17 protein-coding genes are annotated in these 15061 nt (G+C 36.7%); 12 read left to right on the forward strand and 5 right to left on the reverse strand.

The annotated features are described in order from the left end of the window. Nucleotides 1–16 precede the first annotated feature (16 nt). A complete protein-coding gene (locus tag FTV09_RS02735) occupies nucleotides 17–1027 on the forward strand; it encodes a hypothetical protein (RefSeq protein WP_024160720.1) in 1011 nt (336 codons plus the stop codon). Nucleotides 1028–1222: 195 nt separating this feature from the next. After that, nucleotides 1223–1456, forward strand: coding sequence for a hypothetical protein (locus tag FTV09_RS02740; protein ID WP_024160719.1), 234 nt, complete (start codon nucleotides 1223–1225; stop codon nucleotides 1454–1456). Nucleotides 1457–1535: 79 nt separating this feature from the next. Here FTV09_RS02740 and FTV09_RS02745 read toward each other — a convergent pair whose 3' ends face one another. The 4 genes from FTV09_RS02745 to FTV09_RS02760 all read right to left on the reverse strand — a co-directional run bounded on the left by FTV09_RS02745 (nucleotide 1536) and on the right by FTV09_RS02760 (nucleotide 5209). Then, on the reverse strand, nucleotides 1536–3344 hold the full coding sequence (locus FTV09_RS02745; RefSeq protein ID WP_024160893.1) for a zinc ribbon domain-containing protein: 1809 nt from the start codon (nucleotides 3342–3344) through the stop codon (nucleotides 1536–1538). Nucleotides 3345–3545: 201 nt separating this feature from the next. Further along, nucleotides 3546–3875: a hypothetical protein gene (locus FTV09_RS02750; RefSeq protein ID WP_024160894.1), complete on the reverse strand. Its 330-nt coding sequence runs from the start codon at nucleotides 3873–3875 to the stop codon at nucleotides 3546–3548. Nucleotides 3876–4117: 242 nt separating this feature from the next. Further along, complete coding sequence (locus FTV09_RS02755; protein WP_042892477.1) at nucleotides 4118–4579, reverse strand: H-NS family nucleoid-associated regulatory protein; 462 nt, start codon at nucleotides 4577–4579, stop codon at nucleotides 4118–4120. Nucleotides 4580–4690: 111 nt separating this feature from the next. Further along, a complete protein-coding gene (locus FTV09_RS02760) occupies nucleotides 4691–5209 on the reverse strand; it encodes a DUF2726 domain-containing protein (RefSeq protein WP_042892478.1) in 519 nt (172 codons plus the stop codon). Between the two features lie 218 nt (nucleotides 5210–5427). Here FTV09_RS02760 and FTV09_RS02765 point away from each other — a divergent pair, with 218 nt between their 5' ends. The 3 genes from FTV09_RS02765 to FTV09_RS02775 all read left to right on the forward strand — a co-directional run bounded on the left by FTV09_RS02765 (nucleotide 5428) and on the right by FTV09_RS02775 (nucleotide 7720). Continuing rightward, nucleotides 5428–6117: a hypothetical protein gene (locus FTV09_RS02765; protein ID WP_042892482.1), complete on the forward strand. Its 690-nt coding sequence runs from the start codon at nucleotides 5428–5430 to the stop codon at nucleotides 6115–6117. Nucleotides 6118–6530: 413 nt separating this feature from the next. Continuing rightward, nucleotides 6531–6881 (forward strand): hypothetical protein, encoded by a 351-nt coding sequence (locus FTV09_RS02770; RefSeq protein WP_151303332.1) that lies wholly within the window; start codon nucleotides 6531–6533, stop codon nucleotides 6879–6881. Nucleotides 6882–6883: 2 nt separating this feature from the next. Next, the gene (locus tag FTV09_RS02775; protein WP_042892488.1) at nucleotides 6884–7720 is read left to right on the forward strand and encodes a nuclease-related domain-containing protein; all 837 of its coding nucleotides are present in this window, start codon (nucleotides 6884–6886) and stop codon (nucleotides 7718–7720) included. A 112-nt stretch (nucleotides 7721–7832) separates the two neighbouring features. Here the strand turns inward: FTV09_RS02775 and FTV09_RS02780 are convergent, their stop codons facing one another. Further along, nucleotides 7833–8870, reverse strand: a complete 1038-nt coding sequence (locus tag FTV09_RS02780) for a hypothetical protein (protein ID WP_042893444.1) — start codon at nucleotides 8868–8870, stop codon at nucleotides 7833–7835. Between the two features lie 111 nt (nucleotides 8871–8981). On the opposite strand from FTV09_RS02780, the gene FTV09_RS18005 reads away from it, so the two are divergent. The 7 genes from FTV09_RS18005 to FTV09_RS02815 form a co-directional block, all read left to right on the forward strand. After that, the gene (locus FTV09_RS18005; RefSeq protein WP_228725651.1) at nucleotides 8982–10898 is read left to right on the forward strand and encodes a hypothetical protein; all 1917 of its coding nucleotides are present in this window, start codon (nucleotides 8982–8984) and stop codon (nucleotides 10896–10898) included. 119 nt (nucleotides 10899–11017) lie between these two features. After that, entirely contained in the window at nucleotides 11018–11863 is an 846-nt protein-coding gene (locus FTV09_RS02790) for a hypothetical protein (RefSeq protein WP_042893442.1), read from the forward strand. A 183-nt stretch (nucleotides 11864–12046) separates the two neighbouring features. Continuing rightward, the gene (locus FTV09_RS02795) at nucleotides 12047–12550 is read left to right on the forward strand and encodes a hypothetical protein (protein WP_228160833.1); all 504 of its coding nucleotides are present in this window, start codon (nucleotides 12047–12049) and stop codon (nucleotides 12548–12550) included. Nucleotides 12551–12585: 35 nt separating this feature from the next. After that, nucleotides 12586–13509 carry a tyrosine-type recombinase/integrase gene (locus tag FTV09_RS02800; RefSeq protein ID WP_228160832.1) on the forward strand — a complete coding sequence of 308 codons (924 nt, stop codon included), beginning with the start codon at nucleotides 12586–12588 and terminating at the stop codon, nucleotides 13507–13509. Nucleotides 13510–13584: 75 nt separating this feature from the next. Continuing rightward, nucleotides 13585–13962, forward strand: a complete 378-nt coding sequence (locus FTV09_RS02805) for a hypothetical protein (protein ID WP_005006227.1) — start codon at nucleotides 13585–13587, stop codon at nucleotides 13960–13962. 20 nt (nucleotides 13963–13982) lie between these two features. Continuing rightward, complete coding sequence (locus FTV09_RS18010; RefSeq protein WP_227553516.1) at nucleotides 13983–14645, forward strand: hypothetical protein; 663 nt, start codon at nucleotides 13983–13985, stop codon at nucleotides 14643–14645. 139 nt (nucleotides 14646–14784) lie between these two features. Continuing rightward, nucleotides 14785–15061 (forward strand): transposase (locus FTV09_RS02815; protein ID WP_171498601.1); only part of this gene is annotated, 277 nt, incomplete at its 3' end.

The following is a 15061-nucleotide window of genomic DNA, read 5'->3' on the forward strand; positions in this document are numbered from 1 at the left end:
TTGAATAGGTGAATAAATGAGTAATCACGAACCAGATGATATGGACAACATCGGGAAGGAAGCTGAAGAAGCGCTCAAACCCCAACCCGATGATGAACATGTAAGTGAGCCTGAACAGCCGGCCAAAACAGCAAAAAAGGGCAAAAAAGTAGACATTGATGAAAACTTTTTTGCTAAGCATAAAAAGCTAATCTTGATTGGCGGTGGTGTTCTTTTCTTTTTGTTAGTTGCTGTGGTTATTTTTGGCAATCAAAACATCGAAGTTGAACGTCCACAACAAAGCGATGTTGAACTTGAAGCTCGACTGCAGAGTGAAGTTGCAAGACGAGTAAAAGAAGAAAGTATGAAATTGGCTGCTCAGCGCAATGAAATTATCGACCGTATTAGTCGTAACTTTGACTGTAACGCACCACAAGTATTCTGTCATGCACAAGATACGTCAGAACCGTATTCAACTGTCGTTTCTAGTTTGCAGAACTTCCAATTTAAGCCAGATACGCCGTATGAAGTTTACATTGAAGTCTACCCCTTGAAAGTGGATGCCCAAAACCCACAATCAAGTCAGCGTAAAGGAAGTGTTTGTAGCCCGAACAACGTGCACCTTTTCTTATGCCAAAAAATCGTAATGAAAAATCCTGCGCTTATGGCCAATCAGATCCGCGAACTATATGCGCTGCTAACGCCGTCTATGACTTATCGCTTGCAGATCAGCAGTCGTCCAATTACGCCAAGTGACATCGATCTGACATTGATTTCTACCGAACTGGACAAAATGAATGCCGATTCTGCAACTGCTAGTGAACCTGAATTGGAGTGTGTACCGCCAGATCCTAAAAAAGATCCTGTTGCGTACAACTTATACGAAACAGGGGGCATGTCTTGTCAAGACATCATGAAGGACTTAGCTTTACGTAAGACTACTACTCCAGCTGGTCAACCTGGTCAAGCTCAACAAAGTGGTGGTGAGCAACCACAATATCAACCGCAAAGTCCTGATGCATTTGGTACGCCAGAAGCAACACATTAAACATACCAATAAGAAACGGATTGATTTTGGTTAATCCGCTATTAATTGGCTTTTGGTTGAGAATACTAATTTAAGCATCTGTTTATCAAATAGATCTTAAAAAAATGAAACAATAAAATGCAGATTTATTCTGCATTTTTTAATTTTCACATTACAATAGTTTAAATTCGCAACTTTTAAGCAACCGGGTACGCTATGAACAACCCAATCAAAATTCAAGATCTGCAAGTGGCAGATTTGCCGTCCACGTTTAAGCTGAAGAAAAAACATAAAGAAGAAGTTTTTCTGAAGTACAAAGAGTTGAATGAGGCACTATTCAAAGTAGGGTACATTCCAGTGACGTTCTCAGACTTTGTGCATGCACTTATAGAAACTGGCGTAAAGGGATTTTCTGTCGAAGAATATGTCAATGCTCAATTAAACTCTTAATTTTAGAAGTCTAATTATTTTTTTGATGTCAAAAAAAAGTGGACCACATTCGTAATCCACTCCTTTATTTTTTTAACGATTAACTTTCTTTTTTGGTACCACACTGAGGGCAAAACAGCATATTGTCCTGAAGTGGTTCACCACATTTCACACAAAACATATTCTTTTTCGGTTTGATGATCACGGGTACTTGATCTGATAGATCCTGACCGTGTGTTTCAGGGTTATTCATCAATCCAAGATGTGTACCATGTGTTCTTGGTGAGCTTTTATTGATTGCGCTATTCATCTGGTTCATAGATGACATGCGGTTAATATCTGCTTCAGACGTTGGGGCAACCACAATGCTTTGGCTTTTGGCAAAGTCGGCTAAATGCTCTTTCAGTACAACAGCATCATCAGTACAAGCAGTCATGCTCAAGATCGCACGGTTTTGATATTTACCGAAGGTCGTTGTGCTAATTTCAGCGTACCAGACACGTAACGTCATGGTTTCAACATTGATGACTTCTTTTTGTGATTTCACGCTGTCGTCAAGGTAACGGCCAAAGTTTATTTGAGACAATTGATAGCTACCTTTAGCCTCAACCCATATTAGTTTTGATACAAAGTCAAAACGGCTCCATAGGTAATTACCGTGCTCAAAACAAAACTTCCCTAAGATCCACATCGATACACCAAAGAAACCATAAGTGAAGTCGCTAAAATCCAGATAGCTTCCGTTATATAGACCTTTGGCAAAAATAGTCATTAAAACGACTGAAGCAATAAAACTTAACAATCCAAAACTATTGAGGATGGCTAACCAGCGATACTTTTCTTCTTTGAAGCATGAGCTCAATGTCATATCACGAAGGGTATTGATTGGCACTGGTTGAGTTTCTTCTAAGATCTCACCCTCAAAAGCACCGTTTTTACTGCTAGAGTTGATAACTGGCAACTGGCGTGAATAGATTCTGTTAGGAATAGCACTTTCCCAATTCTTTTGTAGATGGCGTTCAAGTTCATCAAACAATTGCATTGGTTGGCAATTCATACTCAAACTATCCTGAACGACTCCAGCACTGGCTTGTGGTGGCTGTTTTACCATTTGAGCAACCACGGCCAAGAAGAATATCGCAATCGCAATCAGCGCTGCAATTAACGTAAAAATGGCTTTATCCATGCTTGGCAACCAAATAGGCGCAACTGCATGTTGGGTAAGGATAGGTACCAATACAGGTCCAAGAATGGCAACTAAAACCAAACCAATGACCTTAGATAAACCAATTTCTTGTGCACCTGTGTTCGGATTAGCCATAGGACGCAATAAAACAATCAAAATAATGGCGTTGTAAACAATCCCAAGCCAAGCACCTGTATTGGGTGATGCGCCCACATACGCGATTAGAGCACTCACTAAGGTAATCAGAAAAACAATCGCATTTTGAAATTGAGCTTCTGCAGCGTTACGGATGAATAATGGCGAAAAAATAAGATTAGGGAACAGTGAATATAGAATCCCGTTCACTGAGCCTTTTGGTTCTTCATAAATCAAAGCGCTTTGGCGTAGGATCTCTTTAATATCGGTTGCACCAGGATAAGCACCAGTTTCTTGAATGGATAACTCCTGTGCAAGTCCGGCTGGTTGATCACGACCAAAGTAGAACTTTAGGTTTGATAAGCCTGTGGTCAGCAGTAGAGCGCCATAACTGAACATTGCTAGACCAACTATAAGCGGTGGTAGTGCAACAAATACACCGTTACTGAATAGACCTTTTGCACTGAAAATTAAGCTTAGGCCAGCCAGCATAAAAACGATGGCACCGATCACTTTAAAAATGTTTTCTATTCGGTAGGGATTAGGGAATTCAAACCGCTTATCTTGCGAGTTATATTCATATGCCATTTTTAATACTCCTTAACGCATTTATCTAATTACGTTTTAATTGGTTAATTATAACTAAGTCGTGGGGTATAAAGTTTTTTTAGTTAAAATGAATCACTGTTTTAGTTAAGTTTTAATAAGGGAATTTAAAAAGTATTTTAAAGGCGCATTAAAAAAGGGGATAACGAATCCCCTTTAAAGATGTACCAAGCTTATGTGCTGTTATTTGTTTTGATCTGCTTGTTTTTGAGCATCTGCAGCTGCAGCGTTCAGCATAGAAGACATATCATTTTGCTCGTCCTCTTTTGGTGGATTTTGTTCTGCAGTTTTTTGATGTGCATCAAAATCGTGGCCCTCAACTTTTGAAGGTTTTTCATTATCGACATAAGTTTCACGCGCTGCTTGTAAGTCTGCAGATGGATCTACTTTGTCAATTTGTTCATCTGGTTGAATAGGTTTTGATTGAGATGTTGATTCTTCTTTTTTACTACAACCAACTAAAACCAAACCTACAGATAATAAGCCAGTTAATAATAGAGTTTTGAATGACATTTAATCGCCTCCAGCGAAACATAAGCAAAGGTATAGTCACATATACTTATAATGTATATACCAAAATTTAACTAAAACTAGTCCGTTGTATAACGTGACCTTTATAAAAACGGTTTAAGTATATACCAATTGCAAATTTTCTTGTTATGGGCTGAAAGCTAATAGACTAGGGTATCGCTTAAGGACACTATATAGTGGCAAAAAAAAACCACCTTTTACGGTGGTTTCACTAGTTTTAAAGATTAAATCTCTTTAAGGTCTAGATTTTGTTCGCAATAACTACGTACTGCTTCTTTATCTGTAGGATCAAAACCCTTTTCAGTCATTTCTTCACGTAACCATTTGATTACTTGACCGCGACCAGCCCAACGTAAGCTGTTGTTCTCACGGTGAACCCATTCATGCGTAAGCTTACGTTTTTGACGTCTTACAGGCTCAACTTTTGTGGTTTCAATGTGGTTGTTTTTTAGATATTCGCTAAGTGTATGGATGTCCACAACACCATCGGCAGTAATTTTTTCTGAAATGATTGCATTAATGGCACTAACAGCATCGTGAAAAGCTTGGTTTTCTTTAACGACTAGTTGTTGTTGAAGTTCTTCAATATAAGTCTGAAGTTCAACAGGTGACATTTGAGCAACATTTTCTGGTTTTGATACATTTAACATGTCATTAGTTCCAGTATTGCGAGTTAAGTTGTTCATGATTAAACCTTTAGAAATATATTTGAAAATTAATTCAAAATATCTCTTACGACAAAACCATTTTTACACAATTACATTATTAAAATCAATTAGAGTTAATCGTATTTATACCTAAATATACCTTGAAATGGTTTTTCTTATAACTTTTATGTCGGGAATTTCCTTAAACCTAATGACAGGAATGCCAGCACTCTTCAAAAGCTCGTCACGCCTTTTATCTTTATCCTGGGTATATTTATGATAATGCCCATCAAGCTCAATAGATAATATAGGATTGTAGTCTTCATCAACGATCAAATAATCCACGTAAAGCCTAGAAAACTGATTTCGGATACTTATGTTTTGCGTGGTCATAAAAGCACTCATGCTTACTTGCACCAAAATGTTGCGTGATGGAATGACCTGTTCTAGTGCATCAAGCATTATAATCTCGTCTTTTGTAAGGACTTTTTTAGATACAAGCTCCTGATTCTTTTGAGGCTTACGATAGCCTTTTGGTGAATTCTTTTTGGCTTTAGTTTTAGGTTTGCGAAATACGCCACATAAAGCAAAAATGAACTTAAACACTATATAAAACAATAATGAATAAATTAAGAATTTTAACAATAAGGAATTTAAAATCGTTTCCATAAACCTAATACATAACAAATTTTAAAGGGTGCTTAAACTTCTTAAACATATTAGATAGTTTTAACGGTGATTGATACGAATTAACTAAAAATGTTTAAGGACTATTAGTGATGCAATGTTAAAAATAGTATAATCTTGTAAAGACAGCTTAGAACCAGTTTTAAAAGTAAAACTGGTTCTCACAAATAACACCGACTATTTCACTGGAAAAGTTTAAAATGGTATTTAATAAACGTACTTTAGCTTTACTGATTGGTACAATCTCGCTATCAGCACACATCTATGCCAACAACACAACCGTTAAAGTCACTCAAACTCCAATTGTATCATCTTCACCAATTCCCTTAGTTAAAGCTAATGCAATTGAACAATACTATATCAACGTTAAACATCGCTTTAACGGTGCGGAATTTGAACAACCGCCTCGTAAAATTAAGAGCATTAAACTTAACTTGAATGTTATTAATAACGGGGAAGTGGTTTTAACGGCGCACGAAGCTGATAAATCCAAGCTGGAAGACTATTTACAGCAAAACCCTAAAAACTCGGAACTATTGGCTAGTTACGTTGCTCGTATGATCAATTACAACCACGGCTATACGGTTCCAGAAAACAAGGGTAAATACAGCAAGTATGCAAGTACGACTGTATATGAAGCTCTTCTTGATGAATTGAACTATAACTTCGCAACTACGCCAGTAGTATCAGTAGATAGCTATGCAAGCCAACAACAGCTTGAAGCTGTTTATCTATACATCCTTTCTCGTTTAGATCCACAAGAAAAAGCGGTGTTTTGGCAATTTGTGAACACATACAAAGTAGGGGATAAGATTGAGATCCCTGAAGGTACTGTTATAGCAGATGTCTTGAACACTTATAAAATCCAATTGAATTTTAAAGCGCCTTAATCACTAAACAGGTAAGGAATATTTAGGAACAAACTATATTATTTTTTAAAGTTATTTTTTACCTGTTCCTATATGTATTCGCCTTTTTATGTTTCCTCATGGTATAGGGTGTTTTTATTAAGCTGGTGATGTATGTTGCAGCGCTATTTGGCGTCAATACAGCTTCTATGGGTGCTTTATTCATTATTTTGGGGGTCCATTACAGCATCAGCAATAGTTGGATCATGAAATTGCTCAAACCATAAATTTCGGAACTTGACTTTTAATCAACCAATATATTGCTCGAAAATTAGAAGCATTGGGTTGATGTGATTATTTCGGATTTGTTATTAGAAATTAATTGAAAGCAGTATTTTTTTAACTTTAGGTGGAATGAAAAGGTGATTTTTTCAAGTATATTCACTGGTCTTTTTATGACGGTGGGTTTCACAGCGTTAATTTATAACTACGTGTTGATGGGTGGTAATTCTGGTTTGTTCTTTTTGGTTTGGGGTGGTGCTTTCTCTCTAGCAGGATTGTATTTCCATTACCACGGAACAATTGGGCAAATTGGGTGGCAGAGACAGCGCTTTGTTCGTAACACGCAAACACTTGAATGGTATAAGACTGAATACCCTCAATGTGTTGTGACTACAAATATCGTGAAATGTTGTTTTTGCGAAAGTACATCAATTCGCAGATATGCCTTAAAAAACAATACTTACAAAATTCGCAACTCTTGTGCTAAATGCGGTGAAGTTTTGTTTTATACGGATGAGGATTAATAATGACTATTCATGCGTATTATGGTGATATTAGCCACCTGAAAAATGAACAAAAAATGTTTGATGACTTATTAACCCAATTGAAGCTTCATTGGGGTAATAGTGAAGATTGGATTTATTTGTTCTATAACACAATGTGGTCAGGTCAGGAAATTGATGTTATTGCTTTCACCAAGGAAGCAATCGTTGTTATTGACCTAAAAAACTATTCCGGCAATCTAGTTGGGTCGGAAAATGGGGAATGGCTGATTAATGGTGAGCTTGAGGTTCAGGGTGGTTCTCAGATTAATCCATTTGTTCAGATTCGGAAGAACAGATTTGCTGTTTTAGAGTGGTTCAAAAGTGCTGAATTGTTTACCGACCAAAACTTAGGTTTTATTAGTGGTTGCATCATCCTGAATGAGTTATCTAGTACGCAAATGGATTTGTCTCATTCGGTAAGAAAGTGGTTTTATGTTACCGATATTGCTAATTCAGTGGATACTTTGTCTAGGCTCCATACCAAGGGGATTAGTCTTGCTAGTGATGATATTTTATACCTAGTAAACAAGTTAAAACTTAAAGAATATTCTTGGGATCAGGGTGTTGCTCCTAGAGTGCGTAATCTTATTCAGTCAGATGATCGTGATACTCCAAGTGATAATAGTCGTGATCAAAGTTCCGCTCCGATCAAATACACATTACATGATCAAATGGAAAAGAAATTCAAAGGTGTTTTAGCACCGTACCTATTTTTCTATGGAACGGTCATCATCTGTTTAGCTTTTGCTTTTCATATTGCAAATGGTATGAAAGTTGGAGGGATTTTTTACTTATTTGGTTTGTTCTTTGGTCGCTAAAAATATCATCTAGATAGATGTTATTCAGGTTGGGATTCCGTAATTATTAAACCTTTTTCTTTTTGCATTAAAAAAGCCTACATTGTAGGCTTTTAGATTTCATAGATCTGTATTACTGAATTAAGTCGTCAACGGCTTCACCAAGGTAGGTTGGATCGTATTGCTTATACAAATAGTTTTCCAGAATTGGTAAATCTGGTGCTAAAACCATTCGCGTAATTTTAGGACGATCTTCTTCAAGGTTAAGCTTCACATGTACGGCGAAGAAATCAATGTTGTTCGTGATGAAGTCATATTCTTTACGACCAGTACTTTTGAGTTGATCAACCATACGCGAAAAGTAGTGGTTATTCGTAATAGAGCAATTCAAGAACTCTAACGCATCTTTTTCAGTAACATTAATTTCAATAATGTTATTAAGGAAGGCCAGCTCTGGTTTAATTAAGTTGCCGTTACGGTCTGCAGTTAGACATTTTGTAGAAAAGGTACCAATACCAGCCATACGACCATCATATTTCACAAAACCGTGCTCTTCAGATGCAACTAAGTTTGACGCATGAACGTATAGAGTAGGGTGGTGCTTTGTATTCCACTCTAAATCAATAACGTCAGTTTCATTTTCTGCATAGTGAGATTGTAAAAGAGATCTATTGAGGTTGGTATAGAGGACTTGATCAAGCTCTAATACTTTACGGCGATATAGCTCAGCGAAGGCAATACCGTACTGAGACAAGATATTACATGTTGTATTGAAGCTATTGCAGTAAATCGCACGGTTATCGTTACCGCCGTCACGATCCTCACTGACTACAATTACATGGTTCCCTAAAACACCATTGATTTTATAAACCACAATTGAGCCTAATGCGAAGTTTTGGGTAAGTAGTTCTTCACCCTCAAATCGTACTGCCGTGCAGTTTTTAATATTTTCTGCGCTTAAAGGATAATTACCCGGTGTGATGGACCACAATGTTGATACTGGTACAAATAGAGGCTCAATAGCACTACTTAAGTCAACTCGACCAATCGTGATGATGCTTGTGCCGTTAAAACTATCGCCCTTGTGTTCTGCAACGGCTGATGTTCCGATCGTACCTGGTATTTGTGCGTTCTCTGAAGCGCTATTATTTGGTACAACTGATTCTGTCATGAAACAACTCACTAAAAGTTTTATCTTTGTTTAAAAATACCACATGATAAATAGTATTAAAACTTATACTAGTATTATAAGATGATCTTTAAGATTCATAAAGGTATATTTATGCTAAACCATAAAACCCAAGTTTGTTTTTTTAATAACCTGATTGGACGTTTTTATAAAAATCATTTGATCATTGATGTTAAAACTTTAAACCTAGATTTTATTTTAGATGTTATTGAATTCCCGACATCAATTGAAGGTTTCAAAAAAGCACCTAAAGTATCAAAAATTAAAATACCTTTTACGCAACTTGCTCAGGATCTTCAGCCACAAAATTACCTAGATTTAGTCCAATCTGATGCCAAAAATCTGTATCTGCAGATTGGGCAAAAAAGACGTTATATTCACGGCGAACAAACTAATTTTTCATATGCTACATCGGTGTTTCAGCAGATCGGTGATGATGAAGTGCTCCAGCTTGAGGCTTTGAACTATGCACTGAAGCTCCAAAGCATTACTAATGGTATTCAGCAGCATACAACAGCGATTGAGACATATATCGAGCTAAAGCCTTTACGATATGCGTTTAGCTTAGATACGTTCATAAGTGCAACTGCAGATCTAGATCAACCTTTCGATACTCGTGAAGCGCTTTCTGGCCATATCGTTAACCATTGGGAAAAATGGGTTAAAGCAAACAATATCACCAGTGAAAGTTCTTATGATGCGGTGCTATTAAATGCCGATAAATTAATACTGATTCGAGTCGGTATTCACTCATTCTCAGTGAAGATTACAGACCTTGAAGTGGCTGACGGCATTATCTATTCTTCTCTTTGTGATTTAGAGCTCTTACAAGTGCTTCTACCAACGTTCTTTGATGGTATGCCTTGCCGTATTACTGCATATGCCGATATGAACATTCAATATGCTGTATCGCAATATAAGACTTGGCTATCAAGTCAAAACCTGAAGAAGATCCAGTCCGTTCGCAAACAAGGTATTGAGAAGTACTTGCGTAAAAAATTAGAAGATGAAAGTGACTTAATCGGTAACGCGCAACTTGCCAAAACCCTAATGAATACCAGCTATACAGAACAAACAGTCTCATTTTTTTCTGACGCTTGGGGATTATCGTACGCAAACCATTTTGAGAAGAAAATTCGTCATGCTTTTGATCTGGTCATACAGGCTTTGGATCATGAAGGGATCTCATTAGAGCAGCTGCAGTTCATCAATAGCCTAACAAAAGGGGCAATTGAGAATGCTATTAACGAGATGCTGAACAAGACTGGTTCACCGTTAAACGTGGTACCAACACTCACTCAAGAATTACTGTTAATTTGCGATGAATTCAATGCCAAAAAACTCAACATATCAAGTGAGCTCTTAGATGCAATCACTCAGTTTGCAGAACAATATGCAGTATCACCACTGTTGGCCATTAAGCGTGATAGCGCCGTGTATTTGCTGTATGAACCATTAGATGCCGATAATCAGTTAATTGATTATGAATGGTTTTCTACTGCGGTATATACCAAAAATCAGTTTGTGCCTGAAGCAGATGAACAACATAAAACAAATGTAGCGGATCTTCTTAAATCGGTTGAAGTACTGCATGTATTCAAGCCGAATATCCTGTCGTGGACCAATGGCAAGGTATTTGAAACGCCAGAAGAAAAGAAAAATGCTTTTATGTTATGTCTCACACCTGAAGCATTTGAAAATCAAATAGAATTCTTAAGCACGAAGAACGCAATACCAGGATATTTTAAAAACCTGATTACATCCTTAGGTGGTTTAAATTCAGTGGCCACGGAACAAGATAAATACGGTGTATTTTTGATTGAGTCGATCGCTAAAAATTTGACTGGTTTTGCATATCAAGGACAACTCTTTCCTATCGATCAAAATGCCCAAATTGACTTAGATCAATGCTCAAATTTAACGCTTAATTCTAAACTACTACCAAAAAACTACCTGACCTTTAAAAGACTAATGAGATTAAGCGATAGTTTAACGAATGGCGTTAAATAGGTTTAAGGAATATTATTATTTTTACTTTAAGTTTAAATAGTGGTTTTTTAAATGCACAAAAATAAAGTATTATAGTTTCAAACTTAAAACCCTTTTTAAAGTTATATAGAGAATACTGAATGAAACTATTAAAAACTGCGATGGTGGGTATCCTTGGTACTGTATTAGCGCATACAGCTTTCGCATTTGAGGATGAAACTATCCCAACACCGAACTTTAAGGAAGCGTATGTAGGACTTTTAACGCCATCTAAAAGCTTTAATGTTGTTGCTGGTGGTCTTAGACCTGAGATTAGCGAATACAAACTGTCTGATAGCTATTTTGAAAACAATTCAAATCAGCGTTATAAAGCGACAGCTCACCTTTACCAGCAAATGAATACTCAGCAACGTGCGATGTATATATTGCTTCAACATACAGCGTACTTAAACGATATTTTCTATCCTCAACGTAATCCGCTGACCAATCCGAACGTATCTGACGAACAATTAAATGTAGAGCCGGTACTTAAAAAGCTCCAGTCATTCCGTACTGATAATGGCCTGGTTGAAAAAGTTGTAGACCGTGAAACGATGCTCCAAGCATTAAAAGCACATTATGACTATTACATGCGTGACCAATTCACCGTGCGTTTTTATGGCAAAAACCAAAATACCTTTACCTATGGCATTGATAACTTTTCAGGTTTAAAAATTCGTTCGGTAGAAGGGAATATTCGCATTGTCGATCGCAAAACAGGTACATTGTTGGGTGATTCAATGATTAAGTTAAACCACTGGATTCCATCTAACCGTGCCAAAGAGCGCCGTACTATTGATTTGCCGTCTACCATGCCTGAGTGGAAGGACGTAGACATTAAAGATCTTGCAATCAAATTCCAACCAACTGCAATCACTACCATGCAGGGTAAACGCATTGATATTAATAAGATCTATGCGTACAACACTGAAAAATTCAATTTTTAATGCATAAAGCGGTCTATCTCGACCGCTATTTTTTTTGCTTATGTACAATTATTAACCGTAGCCTAAGCAAAAGTTATAAGTTACTTTTCCCACGAATCAAACTAAGGTTGAACCTATGAAAAAAGCTCTCCTATCAATTGCCACTGTAATCATGGTCGGGGATGCTCAGAAGTGCCGAATGATATGTCACATATCGATGTTTTTTCTTCCGATCGCTACCTATCAACTGCACATCAATTTAATAAGCTTGTTGATGATACGTTTAAGTATCCGTATTCTAAAATACCGTTTTTTCTAGTGACGAAAGGGTGGAGTGTTAGTGGTCCAAAAGAGCCAGTATCGCAAATTGTGTATAGTTGCTTAACTTCTAATGAAGTGGAATTAGTGACAAAAATTAAGCCACTCATGCCCGAAGTGACCTACATCAAAACACCTGAAAATCAGGTGAAAAATTGCATCATTAAACATTCAAATGACTCAATTAATGCTGATGCATTGAATGACCTTAAAGCTTTCCCTTTATTCCAAAAATATGCAGACAACCCATTTTTACGTAAGACCGTGGATGCTGCGAAAGCAGATGGCAAAATCTCAGTAAAAGAATATATGGATATTGTGCAAATTGTCATAAAATTAATTGGGGCTGACAAACAGGTTCAGCTAGAGAAAACTATCCAAGAGCTTTAAGTATTCATATGTCGGAAAATCTATCCATGCATAGCATGACGAACGAAGAATTGATTCAAGAATGGCTTGATAGCCTGAAGCTTGAAAACAAATCCGACATGACGATTAATGAATACAAAAAGTGCATACTTTTGATGTTGGAAATGCCTTTTTTTAAAGGCAAACATCTCTTGGATCTCAACCGTGAATATATCTCTTTATTTCGCTTACACCGGGCAGATGTGGATGCTGTTTCCGCACGAACACTGAATAAAAACTTATCTGGCATCAAAAATTTTCTGAGCTATTGCTTGCGAAGAAAATACATACTGGAAAACTTCTTTACTGATATTCAGGTGAAGTACAAAAATAATTCCTTACCGCGACCAATCGCCGTGGACACATTGAATGAGATCCTTGATAACAAGGCTCCATTAAATCCTAAATACAACAACCAAAAATTAAGAGATCTAGCAGCTGCAGAAATTGCATATTCTGGCGGTTTACGTATCTCTGAATTACATGCCATCAAACTAAGTGATATCAACCTCAGTGCTATGCAACTAAAGGTATTGGGTAAAGGAAATAATGAACGGATTGTTTTTTTAGGAAAAAAATCACTAGAGGCTATTTCTACTTGGCTTTTAGTTCGTAATCGTTGGATTTCAAAAGCTGGAGTAGAAGACTGCGGATATTTATTCATTGCACCATCTGGCAAACATATTGCGAAAAACCATTTAGGTGCATGCATTACAGCTCTGTTAAAGGCGCATGGTTCTGGAAATATTGGTAGTACTCATGCTTTGAGACATAGTTTTGCATCGCACTTGTATAACAAAACAAAAAATATTCGCGCCGTTCAGGAAATGCTAGGTCATAAATCACTATCTTCGACACAAGTATATATTCTTGTAGATCACGAAACGTTGATTAGTTCTTATAAAGATGCACATCCACGCGCTAGAGCGAACCAAGATTAATAATTTATTCGCTTCTTGTACTTCTAAAGATATATCGTAAACGATCGAAATAATTAACTTTTGATGGTGCCCGTAATGGCTAAGACTTTTGAACAAGTAAAAAAAGAATTTTTCAATACAAGGGTCATCACAAACAATCGACTACCTAAGCGTGGTGAAAGCCACAAAATTGCTGTGAAACTTGGTTTAATAGACCAAAAACAATCAACATATGTTAAAAAACAGAAACTTTCATATGTTGGCTTATCTGTAATTGAGTGTTTTGAAGAAGCTGGTTTAGATGATGTCTATATCAATGAAAAAATTGAAGAGTTTTCAGAGCTAAAAAACTATACTTCATTACATAAGGCATTAAGAATACTTGATGACGGCCACATGGCCCGTTTAGCAAAAAAATTAGAGGTTTCAGTCGATATGCTCAATGCGACATTGGCTGTGCTGAATAAAATATAAAAAACGGATTGAACCAACCCATGAATGCAAATGAGCTTTATGAAAAGTTACAGCAAATTGGTAAGCCACTGGTCCACGTAGAAAGCCTCGTATCTACAATGCAGTTGGAAATCCCTGTTGAGGAGATTGAAAAACACATTGAACTTTTCGGGGTTAATTTTTTACTGGTAGAAGTTGTTCGATATACCTTTGACGGTTTTCTATCTCCAGAGTACCAACACTATATAGACGAATTCATTGCAGAAAATGAACTGGATGAAGATGTCATTTTGAATATCAGAAATAAAACATCATCAGATATAGGCCTGGTTAATGTTGGCTTTAATCTAAATGGTTGCATCCTTGGCTTAACCCATACGGATGAATGGATGGAACATTTATTCCACTTGGTTAAGTTCATTACTGACAGTGAAAAACGCGAGAAAAGTAGGAACTTTTTGTCTGAACAAGACAAAATCAAGGAACAAAAAGTTTTAGAAAAACAAGCCAAAGAAAAAGAAAGGGAAGTGATGATTCAACAGGTAGAGGATCTCACCAATACCGATGATTTTAAATTATGCAAAACGAAGGGTGAAATATTGTTGTTTTGGGAAAAGAACATTCCTGACCTATACAAAACTCTATCCAGAACTTTTATGGAAACAATGTCTAAGAAATATATCTCTATATTGCGTGGCTCATGAAGTGATACGATATGAGGAAGAACAACGAGTAGTGCATAAATCAGCGTTCTTAGAGATGGATCCGTAAATTTGAACAACTCCTATAAGTGATATTCTGCTCCTCAAATGATGTTATAAACATCAATATATGGAGTATTTTATGGCACGTAGACCAAGAAGAAATCATTCAAATGATTTTAAAGCTAAGGTAGCACTTGCTGCGATTAAAGCAGAAAAAACACTTGCTGAATTGAGTGCTGAGTTTGATGTTCATCAAAACCAAATTATTGACTGGAAAAATCAATTGATCTCAGCTTCCTCGCAAGCTTTCGATCAATCAAAAGCTCCAACAGAACCACCCATCGATCTAAAAAAACTACATGCAAAAATCGGTGAGCAGGCATTAGAAATTGATTTTTTAGAAGGTGTGTTGAAGA

The organism is Acinetobacter sp. YH12227, assembly GCF_013417785.1.
Classification (GTDB): domain Bacteria; phylum Pseudomonadota; class Gammaproteobacteria; order Pseudomonadales; family Moraxellaceae; genus Acinetobacter; species Acinetobacter gandensis.